Origin of the sequence: Methanococcoides sp. AM1 (assembly GCF_900774055.1) — an archaeon.
Classification (GTDB): Archaea; Halobacteriota; Methanosarcinia; order Methanosarcinales; family Methanosarcinaceae; genus Methanococcoides.
In genome coordinates, this window is sequence record NZ_CAAGSW010000004.1 from 41527 (window position 1) to 59966 (window position 18440).

General features: G+C 39.7%; 15 protein-coding genes. 9 read left to right on the forward strand and 6 right to left on the reverse strand.

Annotated features, from left to right (window positions below; translation table 11 throughout):
- Positions 1-124: 124 nt before the first annotated feature.
- Complete coding sequence (locus E7X57_RS07365) at positions 125-2473, reverse strand: cation-translocating P-type ATPase (RefSeq protein WP_371413177.1); 2349 nt, start codon at positions 2471-2473, stop codon at positions 125-127.
- A 12-nt stretch (positions 2474-2485) separates the two neighbouring features.
- Positions 2486-2839, reverse strand: a complete 354-nt coding sequence (locus E7X57_RS12955; RefSeq protein WP_371413189.1) for a cation-transporting P-type ATPase — start codon at positions 2837-2839, stop codon at positions 2486-2488.
- Positions 2840-3052: 213 nt separating this feature from the next.
- Between E7X57_RS12955 and E7X57_RS07370 the strand changes: the two genes are divergently transcribed.
- The 7 genes from E7X57_RS07370 to E7X57_RS07400 all read left to right on the forward strand — a co-directional run bounded on the left by E7X57_RS07370 (position 3053) and on the right by E7X57_RS07400 (position 13627).
- Entirely contained in the window at positions 3053-4876 is a 1824-nt protein-coding gene (locus tag E7X57_RS07370; RefSeq protein WP_135612181.1) for a glycogen synthase, read from the forward strand.
- A 108-nt stretch (positions 4877-4984) separates the two neighbouring features.
- Positions 4985-5959, forward strand: coding sequence for a DUF4931 domain-containing protein (locus tag E7X57_RS07375; RefSeq protein ID WP_135612183.1), 975 nt, complete (start codon positions 4985-4987; stop codon positions 5957-5959).
- A gap of 77 nt (positions 5960-6036) precedes the next feature.
- Positions 6037-7206, forward strand: coding sequence for a glycosyltransferase family 4 protein (locus E7X57_RS07380; RefSeq protein ID WP_135612185.1), 1170 nt, complete (start codon positions 6037-6039; stop codon positions 7204-7206).
- Between the two features lie 58 nt (positions 7207-7264).
- Entirely contained in the window at positions 7265-8395 is a 1131-nt protein-coding gene (locus E7X57_RS07385) for a glycoside hydrolase family 57 protein (RefSeq protein WP_135612187.1), read from the forward strand.
- Positions 8392-9591, forward strand: a complete 1200-nt coding sequence (locus E7X57_RS07390) for a glycoside hydrolase family 57 protein (RefSeq protein ID WP_135612188.1) — start codon at positions 8392-8394, stop codon at positions 9589-9591. Before E7X57_RS07385 ends, E7X57_RS07390 begins: the two co-directional genes overlap by 4 nt.
- Before the next feature lie 245 nt (positions 9592-9836).
- Complete coding sequence (locus E7X57_RS07395) at positions 9837-11600, forward strand: glycoside hydrolase family 15 protein (protein ID WP_371413178.1); 1764 nt, start codon at positions 9837-9839, stop codon at positions 11598-11600.
- A gap of 44 nt (positions 11601-11644) precedes the next feature.
- Entirely contained in the window at positions 11645-13627 is a 1983-nt protein-coding gene (locus E7X57_RS07400) for an amylo-alpha-1,6-glucosidase (RefSeq protein ID WP_135612192.1), read from the forward strand.
- Positions 13628-13666: 39 nt separating this feature from the next.
- Here the strand turns inward: E7X57_RS07400 and E7X57_RS07405 are convergent, their stop codons facing one another.
- On the reverse strand, positions 13667-14197 hold the full coding sequence (locus E7X57_RS07405; protein WP_135612194.1) for a YfcE family phosphodiesterase: 531 nt from the start codon (positions 14195-14197) through the stop codon (positions 13667-13669).
- 75 nt (positions 14198-14272) lie between these two features.
- Positions 14273-14695: a hypothetical protein gene (locus E7X57_RS07410; RefSeq protein WP_135612196.1), complete on the reverse strand. Its 423-nt coding sequence runs from the start codon at positions 14693-14695 to the stop codon at positions 14273-14275.
- 127 nt (positions 14696-14822) lie between these two features.
- Here E7X57_RS07410 and E7X57_RS07415 point away from each other — a divergent pair, with 127 nt between their 5' ends.
- The gene (locus E7X57_RS07415) at positions 14823-15086 is read left to right on the forward strand and encodes a hypothetical protein (RefSeq protein WP_135612198.1); all 264 of its coding nucleotides are present in this window, start codon (positions 14823-14825) and stop codon (positions 15084-15086) included.
- 73 nt (positions 15087-15159) lie between these two features.
- Here E7X57_RS07415 and E7X57_RS07420 read toward each other — a convergent pair whose 3' ends face one another.
- On the reverse strand, positions 15160-15951 hold the full coding sequence (locus tag E7X57_RS07420; protein ID WP_135612200.1) for a hypothetical protein: 792 nt from the start codon (positions 15949-15951) through the stop codon (positions 15160-15162).
- A 229-nt stretch (positions 15952-16180) separates the two neighbouring features.
- Here E7X57_RS07420 and E7X57_RS07425 point away from each other — a divergent pair, with 229 nt between their 5' ends.
- Positions 16181-17290, forward strand: coding sequence for a DUF2971 domain-containing protein (locus tag E7X57_RS07425; protein WP_167880934.1), 1110 nt, complete (start codon positions 16181-16183; stop codon positions 17288-17290).
- Between the two features lie 99 nt (positions 17291-17389).
- Here E7X57_RS07425 and E7X57_RS07430 read toward each other — a convergent pair whose 3' ends face one another.
- Positions 17390-18052: a hypothetical protein gene (locus E7X57_RS07430; protein ID WP_135612205.1), complete on the reverse strand. Its 663-nt coding sequence runs from the start codon at positions 18050-18052 to the stop codon at positions 17390-17392.
- Between the last annotated feature and the right edge of the window lie 388 nt (positions 18053-18440).

Here is an 18440-nt window from a genome sequence, read left to right on the forward strand (position 1 = left end):
TATTGTTCTGTCCAAGAATATAACTACTTATAAATTACTTTTGATAAGTCCATATTTTATTTATCGTAGTGGATTTGAGAGGGGAACTAACCCCATCACTTTCGAGTATCATGGTTCAATGAGATCACCACTTCAGGAAAACTTTTGCAAGCAATGATCCCTTTCTGATGTAATATTTCCTGATCTCATCCTGTACGAATAACAATATTGCAAACGGTACTGCAAGTAGAAGATATTCCACCGAAACAGGTGCTGTTCCAAATATCGTGTTTGCGAACGGATAGAACATTATCATGGAAAGTATCACTAATTCGCTCACTATCGCCAGCATTATCATTTTATTCGTAAACAGGTTCTTTGAGAATGCTGATTCCACCCTTGTGCGGGATACGAGCAGGTTTGCGACCTGGCATATTATGACCGCAGCAAAAAATGCCATTATTGCCTGCCTGTACAGAAGCTCAGTGCTCAGCAATGCCTGTCCCCATGTCCATCCGCCGTCCAGAAGTACTGCAAAGTAACAAGTAAAGCCTGCAAGGGCCTCTATGGGTCCTTTCATTCCGTATGATGTCAGAAGTACCTGGGGCGTCAGGAGTTTTTCATATTTTGAGCGGGGAGGCCGGTTCATTATATCCCCTTCGCCTTTCTCAACAGCCAGGGCAAGTGCCGGGAGTATGTCCGTACCAAGGTCGATAGCAAGGATCAATTGCACGTTCATAGGCAGGGGGATCGCAAGCAGGACAAATGCAATGAATGGCAGTATTTCCGGGATGTTGCTTGTAAGGATGTAGGCAATGAACTTCTTGATGTTATCAAAGACGGTCCTTCCTTCTTCCACTGCATTTACGATGGTGGCAAAGTTATCATCAAGAAGTATCATATCAGCAGATTCCCTTGCAACATCCGTACCACTTCCCATGGCTACTCCCATGTCTGAATTCTTTATTGCAGGAGCATCATTGACACCATCCCCGGTCATGGTAACGATCTCTCCCATTGCCTGGAATGCCTGTACTATCTTCAACTTCTGGACCGGGGATGTTCGTGCGAATATAATATCCGGTGCCTTTAATTTTTCTGAAAGTTCATCGAGTGATAATTCATCCAGCTCAGCACCCGTGATCATCATCGGTTCATGGTTATTGCTACTGAAGCCCACGGTCTTGGCGATAGAAACGGCAGTTACCGGGTGGTCGCCTGTTATCATTACTACCTTAATTCCAGCCCGATGGCATTTTTGAATAGCATCTTTTACCTCCGGTCTGGGAGGATCGACCGCTCCGGCAAAACCGATGAATGTAAAACCTGCATCATATTCAATTTCCCCTTCAGCCCTGCGATATGCAAGAGCAAGCACACGCTCTCCCCTTTCAGCTATCTTCAAATGCATGTCAAGAAGATCGTTCCTATCCTCTTCGGTAATAGGTACTTCGTCTCCGTTCATCAGGATATGGTCACACATTTTGACAACCACTTCGCTTGCTCCTTTAAGGTAGGATTCCTTTTCATCCGAATCGGTCTGGTAAATGACCTGCATCCTTTCTTTCAGGGAATCGAACGAATACTCTTTCAAACGAGTATTATTTTTCCGCATCACATCAATGTCCGTGAATTTTGATGCGTACATCAACAAAGCCCCTTCGGTGGGATCTCCCTTGTATCCCACCGGTCCTTCAGTAAGTCTTGAATTATTGCAAAGTACTGCTACTTTCAGTAAACTGTCTGGCGGAACTTCCTCATTTGCAACATCGATCTGTTCAAAGCCCAAGGTCATCGAATGTATCGCCATCCTGTTCTGGGTCAGTGTCCCGGTCTTATCAGTACAGATGACTGTGGTCGATCCAAGTGTTTCCACTGATTCGAGCTGTTTGATTAGTGCGTTCCTTTTTGCCATTCTTTTTGAGGACAGGCTTAAGGCAAGGGTCACAGTTGGAAGCAGACCTTCGGGGACATTGGCAACGATTATACCTATGGCAAAAATGAGATTCAAAAGGAACAGGTCATTAATTACAAAGCCGATCGCAAAGAAGGATATGCCCAGAAATATTGCAATTACAGAGATGATCTTAATGAAAGTGTTAAGCTCTTTGCGAAGAGGGGTTTCAACTGATGTTGTCTGTTTCGTAAGGGTTGCAAGCTTTCCCATCTGCGTGTTCTGGCCAGTCCCATAAACAACAGCTTTTCCGTTCCCTATCAATACAAGCGTACCTGAGAATATCATATTCCTGCATTCGAGTACGTCTGGATGGGTACATTCAAGCGAGCGTAACTGTGGCTCAGCCTCTCCGGTCAGCGACGAATTATCAACCTTTAAGGTATTTTCTTCAATTAGCCTTCCATCAGCGGGGACCTTGTCGCCTTCCTCAATGAATATGACATCTCCTACAACCACTTCAGATGCCAGGATCTCCTTAATTTTCCCATCCCTCAAAACCTTAGCAACAGGAGGTATAAGCTGGCGGAAACTCGCCATTATCTGTTCGGTCTAGTATTCCTGTATAAAGGTAAAAGTGGCATTAAGAATAACAACTCCAAAAAGTGCGATCGCTATATACAGGTTTCCTTTTCCAGGGTCCAGCAGTTCTGCTGTATATGAAAGTAAAGCTCCTGTGATAAGCAGGACCGAGAAAAAATTGTGGAATTGTTTCAAGTACTTTTTAAGAGCTGATTCGCTTCCTATATTTTCAAGAATATTCTTTCCACATAGATCCAGCCTGCCCAAGGCTTCAGCTGATGTTAATCCTTCAGCATCAGCATCGAACCTTTTGAGAAATTCTTCAAGATAGATGCTATGCTCATCGCCTTTTGCCCTGCAATCAGGAACGTCATTGTTGAGTATATTTTTACCCCCATACTCTCAACATTTAACATATTTGTACATATAATTGTAATAATAGGATATAGATTTTATTCCATATGATAAAATGGAGGTTGATATAATTCCCGGGTCAATTTTCTTCAGAAATCGATAATATAATTGATAACATTACAAAAACTAATATAGTACTCCCACCAATATCTGAAGACAATTAATAAGTTCGGGGGGTACCGGATGTTCGAACGTAAATGTATTATTATTGCTGGTGAAGAAGCTGGTCCAAAGTCCAATAAGATGGGCGGCATATGGAATGTTATTGATGCTGAAGTAAAGAATCTTGCTCAAATGCTTGAAGACGGAACCATAGATGAAGAGTCAACTCCAAAGATCTTTGTTGCATGCCCTTATTATGGATATAGTGGCTCGGATTGGAACAAGGGTCTGAACCGTATCACAGATATGAGTGAGTTCGAAGACTTCGTTCCTGATGAAGGACTTTCAACTATCATCGAAAAGCTCCAGGAAAAAGGTATAGAACTTATTGTTGGAGCCAGAAAGATAGAAGAGATCGAAATTATCTACCTTATGTTCAGGACCAGTGATTTCTGCAGGACTATAATTGAATATAATGGTAAACATGTCTGTCTGGAAAATAAGATAAAAACTGAAGCATATGAGCTCACTGGGCTTGATTCCCTGTCATATGAGGGCATGGGTAACAGGATAGAATATACGCATTACCTAAATCTTTCGTATGCAATATCCGAATTTGTCCATACACTTGTAGCTCTCAGGGAAGAAAAAGCGAGAACCTATGAGGATGAACTGATCTCTGAATTTGCCAGTTCCCTGATACCTTCATGGCATGTTTCATTGCACTGCCACGAGTTCGGTGTCTTTTATACAATTGCTAGGCTCAAGAAAATTGGTGTTCCTATTAATTCAGTTGCAACTTATCATGCAACTATCCCAGGCAGAGTTGCAGGACATCTTTCCATCCAGAAAATACGTGATAACGACAGTTCATGGGGCGATGGGGTTCCAAAAAACATGGCATCCCTTGAGTCGTTGTCCTCATATGCAGATGTTGTAACTGCTGTGGGAGATTCTACAAAAAAAGAGATCAAATTGTTCTATGATATTGATTCCATTATTGTGAGAAATGGTATCGATATTGACATAGAGGATATCGATGAACTATGGAATAAAAAGCTAAAGTTCCGAACTCAGATCCAGGAGTTAACTTCCAGTAAACTTTACAATACCTATAACAGCGTAGAGCTGTCACCGGAAAGGATCATACCGATATTCTCCATATCAAGGATAGAAATTGAAAATAAAGGCTATCCTGACCTGCTCGATTCACTTCTTCTTCTTGATAGGATGGTAAGAATAGAGGTCGAGGCCGGCAGGCTTAATGAGAACTACAGGGTCGTGTGTTTCATCATAACTGCCCATGGTCCAAAAACGAATCTGCCGGAAAATTTCCCGATCATGCTCAATGAAGAGACGCTGATCGGTGAAGAGTTGCGGATCCAAAGGATGATCGAAAAGAGAGGACTTGAATGTTCCAGACTTCCAAATGGTGACAGGTATGTCTCTGCTATTCTTTATCCTCAATGGTTGTCTAATAATGATGGTGGTTTCAACATGACGGTCGATGAGTTCATGGCTGGTTGTATTGCCGGCATATTCCCATCCCGCTATGAGCCATTCCTCTTAACCGGCCTTGAGGCAGGAAAGGAAGCAACCCCCAGTATTGTGAGCAAGGTCTGTGGATTCAGTGATGCACTAAAGACCGTCAAGCGCCTTGTGATGGGGATGGGAGGAGTACTGGTAGTTGACAATATCGATCAGGCCTATCTTGAAACGATAGCAGATTATGCACTTACCATGGATTACTTTATAGACACTTACACTGACGATAAGACAAAATACAATTTCCTATGCCAGGAAGCAAATCTCCTTGCCAGGGACATGAACTGGCAGGAGCCTACTAAGCAATATTACGAGATGCTTACAGGTACAAAACCAAAACATGAGCACAAGGACCTGTAAAAGGCGATCAGTGCTCTGATGCAAGGTGACTGAGATATATTACTAAAAAATAACTAGAGTAGCTATAATATAATAACCTGGAATATTATATTGGGGATGATGGGGAAAATGTCAGAGATACGTAAACATTATTTTCTGGATGAGTATTGCATAATTGCACCCGGAAGAAGTAAGAGACCTTCGGTTTTCAAAGCAGAAAAGAAAGAAGGAACAAACAGCAAATGTGTATTTTGTGCCGGTGAAGAAGATAAAACACCGCTTGCAACTGCTGTTTATAAAAATGGTAACATCCTGAAGGATTCCGAAGTTTCAAGAATAACAGGATGGGATGTGCGTTGCATACCAAATCTTTACCCTGCACTTGCTCCGGATACCAGTGAAGTCAATTCCGATCCCTATGTGATTCCAGGCTATGGTTTTCATGAAGTTATCGTCGAAATGCCTTCACATGAGAAAGTGATACCCGATCTTTCCGACGAAGAAATGGCATTACTTATGAAGGTATATCAGGATCGTGTAATACACTACGAATCTATGGATAAGATAGAATACGTTTCACTTTTCAAGAACTGGGGAGAAAAGGCAGGTGCATCTCTGGAACATACACATTCACAGCTGATAGCAATGCCAATCAAACCTCCGGTGTTAATGGAAGAAATGAAAGCCATCGATTCATATTCAGGATGCCCTTATTGTGATATTGTAGAGAAAGAAGGGATAAGTGAGAGGGCCATATATCAAAATGAGCATTTTCTGGTTATAGCGCCTTATTGCTCAAAAGTTCCATATGAGATGTGGGTTCTGCCTAAGGTACATATAAATCACATATCTGGTTTCGACCAGGACCAGTTGAACTCTCTTGGAAAAGCAATTCATTCTGCTTTATCAAGCCTATGGAACAACATTGGCGAGATCCCTTATAATTACATGTTCTATCAGTTACGGGATGAAACTGGATATCACTTTAACTTAAAGATTCAGCCGGTCACAACTAAGACAGCGGGATTTGAGAAAAATACCGAGGTATTCATCAATACAATGCCGCCTGAAACGGCTGTCAATTATCTTCAGGGCAATTTTTAAAGCCGCTTTAGATGATAATTTTAAATATTTATAGACATATTTACATAAGAATATAAAATAATTAGGGTTGAAAAAAAATGGGGAAAAATTTGAACATCGGGATGTTCTCCTGGGAGAGTTTACACTCGATAAAAGTAGGCGGTATAGCACCGCATGTTTCCGAACTTGCAGAAGCTCTTGCTGAGAAGGGACATTCAGTGCATATATTTACAAGAAATCATGAACTTGAACCATATGAGAGAGTCAATGGAGTTCACTACCATCGTGTGAACCATTCTCTTGACGGAGGACTTGTCCAGCAAATGGATAGTATGTGTGATTCAATGTACTCAAGATTCCTTGATGTTACGGAGGAACATGGCAAGTTCGATATATTGCATGTCCATGACTGGCATCCTTTCAATGTTGTTTCAAGGATCAAATATGAATTTGGAATTCCTTTCATGACCACATATCACAGTACCGAATGGGGAAGGAACGGTAATGTACATGGGGACTGGTGGGAAGCCAGGGAAATATCTCACAGGGAATGGAAAGCCGGTTATGAAGCCACGAGTGTCATATCCACTTCACAACAACTTACAGACGAGGTCAAGTTCCTGTATCAGATCCCTGATGAGAAGATCTCTATCATTCCAAATGGTATCTTCCACGGAAAAATGAAAAAGGAAGTTGACGCCGGAGAAGTGAAAAAAAGATTTGGGATCCATCCTCTTGCACCGGTTGTTCTGTTCATAGGACGTATGAGCTACCAGAAGGGTCCTGATCTGCTTGTTCAAGCAGTTCCTAAAGTGAAAGATCATCGCTGGGATACTCAGTTTATCTTCATTGGCGAAGGTGAAATGCGCCCTCACTGCGAGTCTCTTGCAAGTTCCGGAGAATGTTCTGATTGTTGTCATTTCCTGGGCTATGCGGATGATGAAACTGCCAGGGACTGGATAAATGCCTGTGATATTCTCTGTATCCCAAGCAGGAACGAACCTTTCGGGATAGTTGTTCTTGAAGGATGGGATGCTGAAAGGACCATCGTTGCAACAGATGCTGTACAAATAATCGATAATTTCGTTGATGGCATCCTTGTTTACAAAAATTCGGAGTCTATTGCATGGGGCTTAAATTACGTGCTTGATGATCTCTCCAATGGCAGCATGAGACAGGCTGGTAAAGAGCTTATCGACACCAAATACAACTGGCACAAGATCGCAGAACAAACAAGTGAAGCGTACCTTGATGCTCTCAAAAAATGAATTCCGATAGCATTAATGACTAATGCATTGGAAATATAATAAAATACGAGGCTTGTGAATGCAGTCAGTTTGCATCTGTTCAGAGGTACATCTACCTTGTGTGCTCAAATGGTATTGGCCATCTGAGGGTTATCGCTCTGCGGAGTTCGAAACATATTTCGACCAACCCCAGATATTCTCTGGCCTGGAACGAAATGCTCCGCAGATAATTCGTGCGAATGAAGCTTTGCTGGATTCCATTGATAATGGAGCAAAGTATACGTTTGATATATCCGGAATATTTTTAGATCAATGTAAGTGGAATCCTGCTTTAATTGGATCATTTCAGGAGCTTAAGGATAGGGGTGCCGGTTTTTCAGCCTCACCCTATTATCATTCAGTGTCATCCCTTTTCCCTGATAATAAAGAATTTAAAGAACAGGTTTCAATGCATCGGAACAAGATCAAAGATATCTTCAACATTAATCCCCGGACCTTCATAAATTCGGAACTGATACTTACAAAGGAGCTCAGTACGATCCTTAAGGAAATGAAGTTCAAGTGCCTTATTTCAGAAGGTTCGGAGAATCTCTTATATGGAAGTGATCCAAAACACGTTTATGGCGATCAAATACCAACATTGTTGCGCCATATATCCCTAAGTGAAGACATAGAATTGCGCTTTTCAGACCAGAAATGGATAAGCTATCCTTTGATAGCTGATAAATTTGCTTCATGGATAGCAAATATGGAAGGCGATGTTACGACATTGCATTTCAAATATAGCTCTATCCTTGCCCATCAGCAGAACAAGAGCGATATACTCCAATTCTTGATAGATCTTCCGGAAAGTTTTGAGAAATATGGGATTTCCATGGTAACACCTGAAGAAGCTTTGAAGAAATTCAAGACAAAGGAACTACCTTCTATCATGAACAGGTCAACCTCCCGTTATGGTATGCATAATCTTATGGGCAATCATCCCCAGCATCTGTACCTGCATGAGCTGATCGAGATAGGAAATATCATGGAATCCATAAAGGACGCTCCGGAATATAATAAATTGAATTGTATCTATCGATACTTTCAACAAAGTGAGATATTGCTGGAGATGGGGGATGAAAACAATAATCATGGATATGAAAAGGCTGTCAATATCTTCTCTGCGATCTCGGACTTTAAACGTGCAATACTGGAGGTGAAAGTATGAGATCTGTGTGTATGTACTTCCAGCTCCACCAGCCTTATCGTTTAAAGTGGTTCTGGCCGGATGACTCTAAAGGATTTGAAAGATATTTTGATGTTGCAATAAACAGGAACATCTTTGAAAAGGTTGCCAATAAGTGCTACCTTCCGGCTACAACTCTTCTGGCAGAACTCGTTGACCAGCATGAAGGCAATTTCAAGTTCAGTGTTTCAATAACCGGAACTCTTCTGAGCCAGTGTGAAAAATGGAATCCTGATGTCCTTGATATTTTCAACCAACTTGCTGATTCAAAATGTGTGGAATTCCTTGATGAAACAAATTATCATTCTCTTGCAGGTCTTTTTGATAGCAAGGATGAGTTCAGGGAACAAATAAAAACCCACCATGATCTCACTTCAGACCTGCTTGGTGTAAAACCACAGGTTTTCAGGAACACAGAACTCCTTTACAATAATAGTGTTGCAGAGACTGTCTCCTCCATGGGTTACAAAGCCATCCTTACAGAAGGTGTTGACCAGCTGCTGGAATCCCGGTCTCCAAATCATGTCTACAAGGCAAAGGACTGTGACATCGCCGTTCTTATGAGGAATTATAAAATGAGTGATGACATAGGTTATCGTTTCTCAGCAAGATGGTGGGAAGAGTATCCATTAACTGCTGACAAGTGGGCATGCTGGGCATCTAAGGAACAAGGAGATTGCCTGAATATCTTCATGGATTACGAGACCTTTGGTGAACATCAATGGGCTGACTCCGGTATCTTTGATTTCCTCCGGGCTTTACCGAATGAGGTTCTTAGCAAGGGTCTTGAGTTCAATACTCCTTCCGAAGTCATTGAGAAATATGAACCGGTAGGAGAGATAGATGTCGGAGACTTTAACACAATTTCATGGGCAGATATGGAGAGAGATACAAGTGCATGGCTTGGCAACGATATGCAACGCAGATGCTTCGAAGAGGCAAAGCGGCTTGGCCCTTATGTAAAAAGAACAAAGGACCCGGAACTCATCAACATCTGGAAGCATCTTCTGACCTCCGACCATTATTACTACATGAGCACAAAATGGATGGGTGATGGGGATGTCCATTCTTATTTCAGTATTCATACATCACCATATGATGCAGCAATAAATTTTATTGCAGTATTATTGGATTTCAAATCCTGTGTTTTCAGGAAACTGGCTGAAATTGATAAGTGAATTATCAATAGACGAACGAATAATGAATGAATAAGCTGAAAGGATCCTAAAATGGAGCGATATGTTTGATCCGGCATCCAAATGCCATACTTGGCAATGATAAACTGCTTATATCAATGGGTCAAAAGGGCGATCTACAGGGATTTTTTTACCCCCGGCGAGATTGGGCTCAACACGTTGGAGAGTCCAAAGCCTGCATTTACAAAAATGGAAAATTACTATGGCTGGATTCTCCTGAATGGAATGTGAAACAGGAATTTCAGGGTGATACGAACATAGTTAAGACCCACCTGTCCCATTTTTCCGGTATCGAAGTATCAATTCATGATTTTGTGCATCAGTCCAGTACGATCCTTGTAAGGAAATATGAGATCACCTCAAAAGAACATTTCACTGGCAAATTTTATTATTATTCTAATTTCCAGGTTGGAGAAACCCATAAAAAGAACTCTGCTTTTTGTGATGTGAACAGCGGTCTTCTTGTTCAATACATGCACAACTTCTACGTCGGCCTGGCAAGTGCTCCGGGATTTGAAGAATGGCATGTCGGCAAGATACAGGAGAACGGATGGGTTGCAAGTGCCAGAAATGATATGGAAGATGGCAAGCTCCAGCAAAATATGGAAGATATAGGCGATATGGACAATTCGATAGGCTGGGACCTTAACCTCCGGTCTGGCGAAACAGTAACGATCACACTTTTTATCGGCATTGCTTCAGAAAGACAGTTGATATACGACCTGATGGACGATGTTCTGAAACAATCCAATGCTGACATGATGCATGGATCTGAAGATAGTTCAGATCAGTGGTTATCAAAGAAGCGACCTCTGGAGTTATCAGCACTTGATGATGATCCACTAATCAAAAAAGAGCTCAATAATTTATACTCTCGTTCATTACTCTCCCTTAAACTGCTGACCGATCACGATGAGGGATCATGTATCGCTGCTCCTGAGTTCGATCCTGCTTTTGAGATGTGCGGAGGATATGGATTTTGCTGGAACAGGGATGCAGTAGAATCTGTTCTTGCCCTGATGAATGCCGGCTATCCTGAATATGCAGAAAAGTTCATTGGATGGTGCAAAAGGACACAACTTCCTGATGGATCATGGTTCCAGAGATACTGGCTTGATGGAAAGGAAGCACCCTCCTGGGGTAATTTCGACGATACTACACAGATAGATGAGACCGGTTCAACGCTTTATGCAGTTGATCGATATTATCGGGAACTGGAAGGAACTAAAAAAGACGAAACTCTGGAAAACATCCGGGAAACTGTCTGGAAGGGTGCAGAATACCTTATGGGAAGGACCGAGCAGGGCCTTCATGATCCATGCAGATGCCTGTGGGAATCAGAAAAAGGGATATTCAGCTATACAAATGCTGCTATCTATGCCGGTCTGAAAGGTGCTGCTCATCTGGCTGAAGAGAATGATGAACACATGCTCGCTAAAAAGTGGTCTGACAGGGCTGACTTGGTCAGGAAAGAAACCATTGATAAGCTGTGGCTTAAGGAAGGTTATTTTTCCCGGGGTATTATTGACAACAATGTCCACAGAACTATAGATTCGAGCATGATAGGCACTTTCATTCCTTTTGGTCTTCTGTCACCAACTGATCCTGATGAAAAGGGTATGATACTCTCAATGATAGAGCATATTGAAAAGACTCTCAGGGTTTCGGTCAATGGCTATTTTGGGATCAAACGTTACGAAAATGATGATTATATCGGCGGTAACCCGTGGGTAGTCACAACACTATGGCTTTCCCGTGCCTTGCTGACTCTTGCTATATCGCTTAAGAACAGGGATGATGAATATGACCTGCTGGTGAATAAAGCAATTGAATATATAAAATGGACAATGAGGAGTGCAACGAGTACCGGTCTCCTATCCGAGCAGGTGGACAGGAATACAGGAAAAGCTGCATGGGCCAGGCCTTTGGGCTGGAGTTGTGCACTATTTATTGAAAATGCACTGCTTCTGGACCAGTTGAAAGAAGAGTGACAGATATTAAGTTCGAAGTGAATATATCTTAAGGTGTAATTCAGATGGATCCATTTGCAACATATAATGGTGAATTTGACCATACTTCTGCTATTTCCCGGGAATGGCTGATCACGAACGGCATCGGAGGCTATGCATCATCCACTGTCATTGGTGAGAATTCAAGAAAATATCATGGACTCCTGATAGCTTCTGCAAACCCTCCGGTTGACCGAAGGGTCCTGCTTTCTTCCCTTGATGAAGAGATCATTGTCGGACATGAGGTCTATCATCTTGCAACTCATAGTTATCCCGATACAATTTACCCGTCGGGTTTCGAATATCTCGATCGTTTTTCTGCTTCCCCTTTACCCACCTTTGAGTACAGCATCAGAAACATCAGGCTGATAAAGACCATTTTCATGATCTATGGACAGAACACGACAATTGTAAAATATAAACTGTTCAATCCCGATAATGAGGATATCGTTTTCCGGATATTACCTCTTGTTACAAACAGGGATTTTCACCATCTTGGGAAAGCAGGTGACATCCGTTTTAGTGAAATACATTATCCTACAGGAGTTCAGCTTGGAACTGATGATGGTCTTCTCCAGCTACGATCCAACATGCAGTATAGACGGAAACCTTACTGGAACTATAATATCGAGTATGACGTTGAACGTGAACGAGGGGAAGCTTATCAGGAAGACCTCTATAACCCCGGCTATTTTGAAAAACAAATTCATGAGCCTGCGTGTGAGTTATTCGTTGTGGCCTCGGATAGAATACTGAAAAAGAAGGATATCAATTCTGAATTTGTTAATTCCGGATATGAAAGGGAACTCCTAAGGCAGAAAGATTTGCAGGATCATTGCAATTTAAAGGGTGACTTCACACAGAAGCTCGTTAATGCTGCAGATTCTTTCATTGTTAAACGCAGTTCTACCAGCTCAGGATCGATCATTGCAGGCTATCACTGGTTTGCGGATTGGGGAAGAGATGCGATGATATCACTTCCGGGACTTACTCTTGTAACAGGAAGGTTCAATGATGCAAAAGATATTCTGACAACCTTTTCTGAGAACTGTTCAGGAGGCCTCATACCAAACCGTTTTTCCGATGATGGAATTTACCCTCCCGATTATAATACGGTTGATGCTTCACTGTGGTTCATCAATTCTCTTGGAAAATATTATTCCTATACGAAGGATGCAGGTTTTGTCAGGGAAATGTGGAAAACAGTTGTGTCCATAATTCAGAATTACACTGAGGGAACCTTATACGGAATTCGAATGGATGAGGACGGACTCATTGAGCATGATGCTCAGCTTACCTGGATGGACGTGAAGATCGGGGACATGGAGATCACACCAAGGGCAGGAAAAGCCTGTGAGATAAACGCTTTGTGGTATAATGCGCTATGTACTGCCATCCGGCTGGGAAAAATATTAGGTGAAGACACAGAGAAGTATCAGAAAATTGCTCAACTGGCAAAGAGCAACTTCACTGAAACTTTCTGGAACCAGAAGGATATGTGCCTTTATGACTGCGTTTCTGTAAATGAGGATATGTCGGTCAGTAAAGATGCAGCTGTCAGGCCGAACCAGATATTTGCAGTCTCACTTCCCTACACGATGCTTGATCATGAAAAGAAAATGATGATCGTTGAAAAGGTGAAGGAAGATCTATTAACTCCTTTTGGACTGAGGTCCTTATCGCCGAAAGACAGCCGCTACAATGGAAGATACCAGGGTAGCATAGATTGCCGGGACCACGCATATCATAACGGGACTGTCTGGGCATGGTTACTCGGACCTTTCGTTACTGCATATGCAAAGGTCAATAACAAGTCTCCGTTAAGTCTGGAATATTGCAGGCACTTGTTAGTTCATTTTGAAGCTCACCTTGATGAGGCTGGAATAGGAACGATCTCCGAGATATTTGATGGCGATTCGCCACACAGACCCGGTGGATGTATCTCACAGGCATGGAGTGTTGCCGAAATACTGCGGACCTATGTTGAAGATCTGAATGGTCAAAATTAACACCGTAAATATGGGATCGGGATATAAGGAACTTTGAACTCACTTCCTTTCATACTCAAAATAACTGCACACATCCCCATCGCACCTTATCACACTCCCCTTTACTTTGCCCTCAGAGATGTCAAGTTGTATAGCGCTGGGTTCAGCAACTCCAGGTACGATCGCACTTCCAGGAGAAAGCAGAAGCACCTCATAATCCTCGATGATCGGATGGTGGAAATGCCCGAAGATCAGAACATCTACGCCCATCTCTTTTGCAAGATAGCGCAGACCGTCCGGGTTGTCAGATGTCAGTTGCCCCTTGTGAATGACACCTACTTTGACACCTTCAACCTCAATGACCTGCCTTTCAGGCAAAAGTTCCATCAATTCAGGTACATCGGTGTCCCCACGAACTGCAACAAGTTCTCCTAAACCTGCCAGTTCATTGTAACATTCCATTGTCTCAAAATCCCCTGCATGGATCAGGATATCACTGTTCTTCATAATTGTGACCAGGTCACCCGGCAACAACTCCAGAAGCGACTGCCCGGCTTTAATATGTGTGTCTGATAAGATAATTAGTTTCATGTAACCCCCATTAAATAATTAAAATTGTACATTACTGGCATATAATGATTACTCCCCCCATACTTCCTATAGATATCATTGTGAAATTTTGTTAGTCGAAATACCGATCATCCTGTTGGCAAGCCAGGGAGAAGTTGCTGTTACGATCAGCACGAGTAACCAGATGCGTCCTTCAAAGATATTGTAATCATATAGCAGGTGCTGCCAGGAATAACCTATGACAAAATGTCCGAAGAAGAGTTCAAAGGATACTGTCAGGCGCATCCACATCAAACCAACATAAATAAACTGTATGGATGTGCCCGAAACACCTGAATATTTCAGGAAAACGTAGGTAACTGCAAATATGAGCATGCAGAAGATCACCGAACTTATCTGGTGGGTAAGAAGTTCATCTGTATAGGGTGCATAAAGCCCCCCTGACATACAATTCAGTATGGCAGGTATGATGAACAGCACCCAAATACCAAGGGAATAAAAGTAAAGTTTCGGGATCACATTAGTAATTTTGAGCTTTGAAGATAAAAACTTATTTTTTTATTTAAAAATTAATGTTGTAAGTTTATAGATGTAATTCAGTGTTTTTTATTGTTCTGTTTTATTTGAAGTTGCGTGGATGAGTTTAATGAGTAGGAAAAAGGAAACGTTTGCTCATATCGATGAGCCTGAAATATGTGATTCGGTAAACGAAGAAGAGTTTGCCAGGTTAATTCTCCGGGAGCTTGAAGGCTACGTTTACGATGGAATGACTACTAGGGAATTCTGTAAGTTGCTTAAGAAGAACTTTGGTGTTGCTGCCAAGTATTGCTGTGATTTAATTCAGCGTATGAAGATCGAGCTTGATATGTACTGCCCTGATCGTCAGCATCTGTATTTTGTTAGAGGTTGAAGTTGAACAATTTTGTACATATACTTGTGCATAATATTTTTATATATTTAAATATATAAAAATAGTTAGAGCATTAGTAATAATGATCAACTTTGGACAAAATATAGAATACTTCGATAGCAATTGCAATAGCAGTAAATAAATATGCATCACTACAAAGTTTAAAATTTTTAATTTTGAATTTAAGGTATACAATTTGAAGCAATAAGCTAGATGATAATAAAAGAGAAATTATTCCAAATCCCACGTAACTAATGCATAACGTTTGGTAACTAGCATCCCATTCAACAATTGGAAGTTTTTCATAAGGGATATTCTGAGTGATTAATATTAGAAGTTGAAATAAATATTCTTTTCTTAAAGAAATTAAAAGCAAATATGATCCCGAAGATAAACCAAAACAAATTCCTAAAAAAGTCCCAACAATTGCCATAATGTTATTTTCAAAATCTTTATTAAAATTATGTTCGATTCTATCTTTTTTAAAATAACTGAAAATGGCTATTCCTAAAATTAATATATATCCTAGACTAATTAGAAATAATAATTTGATTGATCGTTTTTTCTGCACTTCAACTATTTCTTCCAGGTTTTCAATTGCATTGTAATTAACATCACGATCAATTGAATAATTTAAATTTTGATAGTTTACATCATTAGTAAGATGGAGATTACCAACAAATTGGTATGAATCGATTCCAATATGTTCGTGTACCCATATGCTACTATAATCAATGGAATACAAAATTGTAAAACCGCCAATAAGAAAAATCGATATAATTATTATTATTTTGCTCCAATCCTTTAGTCTCCAATGATCAATATACAAAATGCTTCCTGATACTAAATCATTTAATTTTTTCAACTTAAATCCTCATATTTGGTAATGAATGTTAAATTTAAATAAAATTATACATACTTAAAATTATCTGATATGTTAAAATAAACCAAAAATACTAATTATTAGACATCACTCCGACAAGCAACACTTGTATTTTGTTAGAGGAAAGGTCAAACACAGTACCATTTCAAAAATCTTAAATTGTATTAGTTTTTTATTGACTGTTTATAAGATTATGAAGCGGAGGTATAAGATGGTTTCAGTAAATTACTTTGAGATACTAATTGATTTTCTAAAAAATAATATAGACAAAGATTTTGAATCTCCGAGAAGAGTATTTCAACGTAAAAGAGTTCCAAAAAATTTCAAAATAATAGATCTTAATGAGTCTAAACAAAAAATAAAGCTTCAATTTAGATCTGAAGATGAATTAGAATCAGGAAGCATTTTGTATATTGATTATTGGAGACTAAAGGAAGCCATCTCATTCCTTAATGGTTGTGATTTTGTTCCTATTGGATCAAGTATATCGGAAAACTATAATGTGAATTCACTTGAAGGCAGACTGAAAGAAATAGCAAAAACAAAATATAACAAATCGACTGATACAAAAACAGCACCTCATATTGTGGATTTATTGGCTTTGTCTGGTAATGCTGAATTGGGTGAAACCATATCTGACAATGGAAGAAAGGTTGATGGTGTTAGATTTAAGCCCCTTAAATTATTAAAGTTCAGATCATTAACGAATAAGGAAGAATTCGACCGCGCTAAAGAAATTATTGAAAAAGGCAAATTTTACTGTTCTAAATTATGGGATCATAATGATCCTATGGAAGGAGTATTTTCAACTTATTGCCAGGAATCAATTGATACTTTATTTTCTGAAAAAAATGCTACTGTGTTTTGTTCATTAAGTCATCGGAATGCTTTAAATAATCCACTGCTTTGGGGTTATTATGCAAGTGGTTTTAAGGGAGTTGCTATTGAAATTGAAGTTACCAATGAGAATTCTATAGATAATGGCGAAATAAAAAAAATCACGTATGATAACGATTCTTCTAGTAACAATAAAACAGTAAAAGAGATTATCACGAGAAAATTCCCAAATTGGGAACATGAAAACGAGTATCGATTTTTAATAAATGGGGATAAAGGAGCTTATTTTATTGGCAATATTGTAAGAGTTTATTTTGGTTCTCCTTATGAAAATGTTGTAAATTTTGATGATATAAAGAATAAAGCAAAGTATCTAAATGAATACAATAAGTTCAGAAAGCAGTTAAAAGATTATATAGAAATAACGAATTCTCCTAACCGGATTAAAATCGATATTAAAGACTTCATTCCCAATATTACATGAACTTTTAAGCACATGCTCAGTCTGCAGCTGCAAAGAACAAGAAATGATGGGGAATTATGCCCTCTTTCTTTGTATGAAATACTATATTTTAAAACATTATCAATAATAATGTTCTTTTAAGAACTCATCCAAAACGGGATAATTCATATGAGTTGTTCCAATTTTATTCACAGCTCTTCTATATGGGTTAAATGTCTTTCCTTCAAAGTGATCTTCATACTTATATGATCTTATATTATCAACATCAATAATATGACAGAAACTCATCCACTTTTCGTTAGAATCGAAGGAATAGCCTGTTTTGACTTTAGCTACACTAAATGAACCATAATCTGGGATCCGTGGAATAAATATTACATCTCCCTTGACCATGTCCTTCATTTGGTGTAATACTTTGTATCTTCCACATGCACGATTACATTTCACATCTTTATCAAATAATCTGAAGTGAAGTTTTATGAAATTAATTGTCCAATCTTCTTCATTTTTTGATAAATCTGTGCTTAGTCCTTCAAATTTCCATCCCCAACCTTGTCTCAATCTTCCTTCATATAATTCTTTTATTAAGATGGAATAATTAATTTCTTGGTAATCCGACATATCAATTTTTTCAAAAAGGATATCGTTCTCCAATGGGAATACATCTTCTTTGTATTCCTTCACTTCTTTTTTCACTCGGCTTCTATCAACGTCTAATGAGCACACGCCTGCCTTTCCACCAGATTCTAGCGTTAATCTGGATAGCCAAATATTATTTGCCATATATTACCACCCTTCAATTTTTAATTATAAGTGGAAACAGTTGTAACTACATATATATTTTTGGAAATTGTGATATGGCTCGATTTCAAGATAATGGAGTAACGATGTGGGAAGATACTCATCGTTTCTATATTGGACCCGGTGAAACTTACCAATTTGTCTTCCACTATGATGCAAATGAAAACATGGATGTTTTCAGTTATTGTGTGAATCCAGCAACATATATTGAAACAATTCAATCAATTTTAATGGTGCTGGAAAGGTACAATGAGCATCCTTTTTTATTCTTAACATTCCGCTTTTTTACTTAATCCAAAAGATGAATATCGAGCTTGACATTACTGCTCTAATTGGCAGCGCGTGTACTTTTATCATTTATTAAAAATTC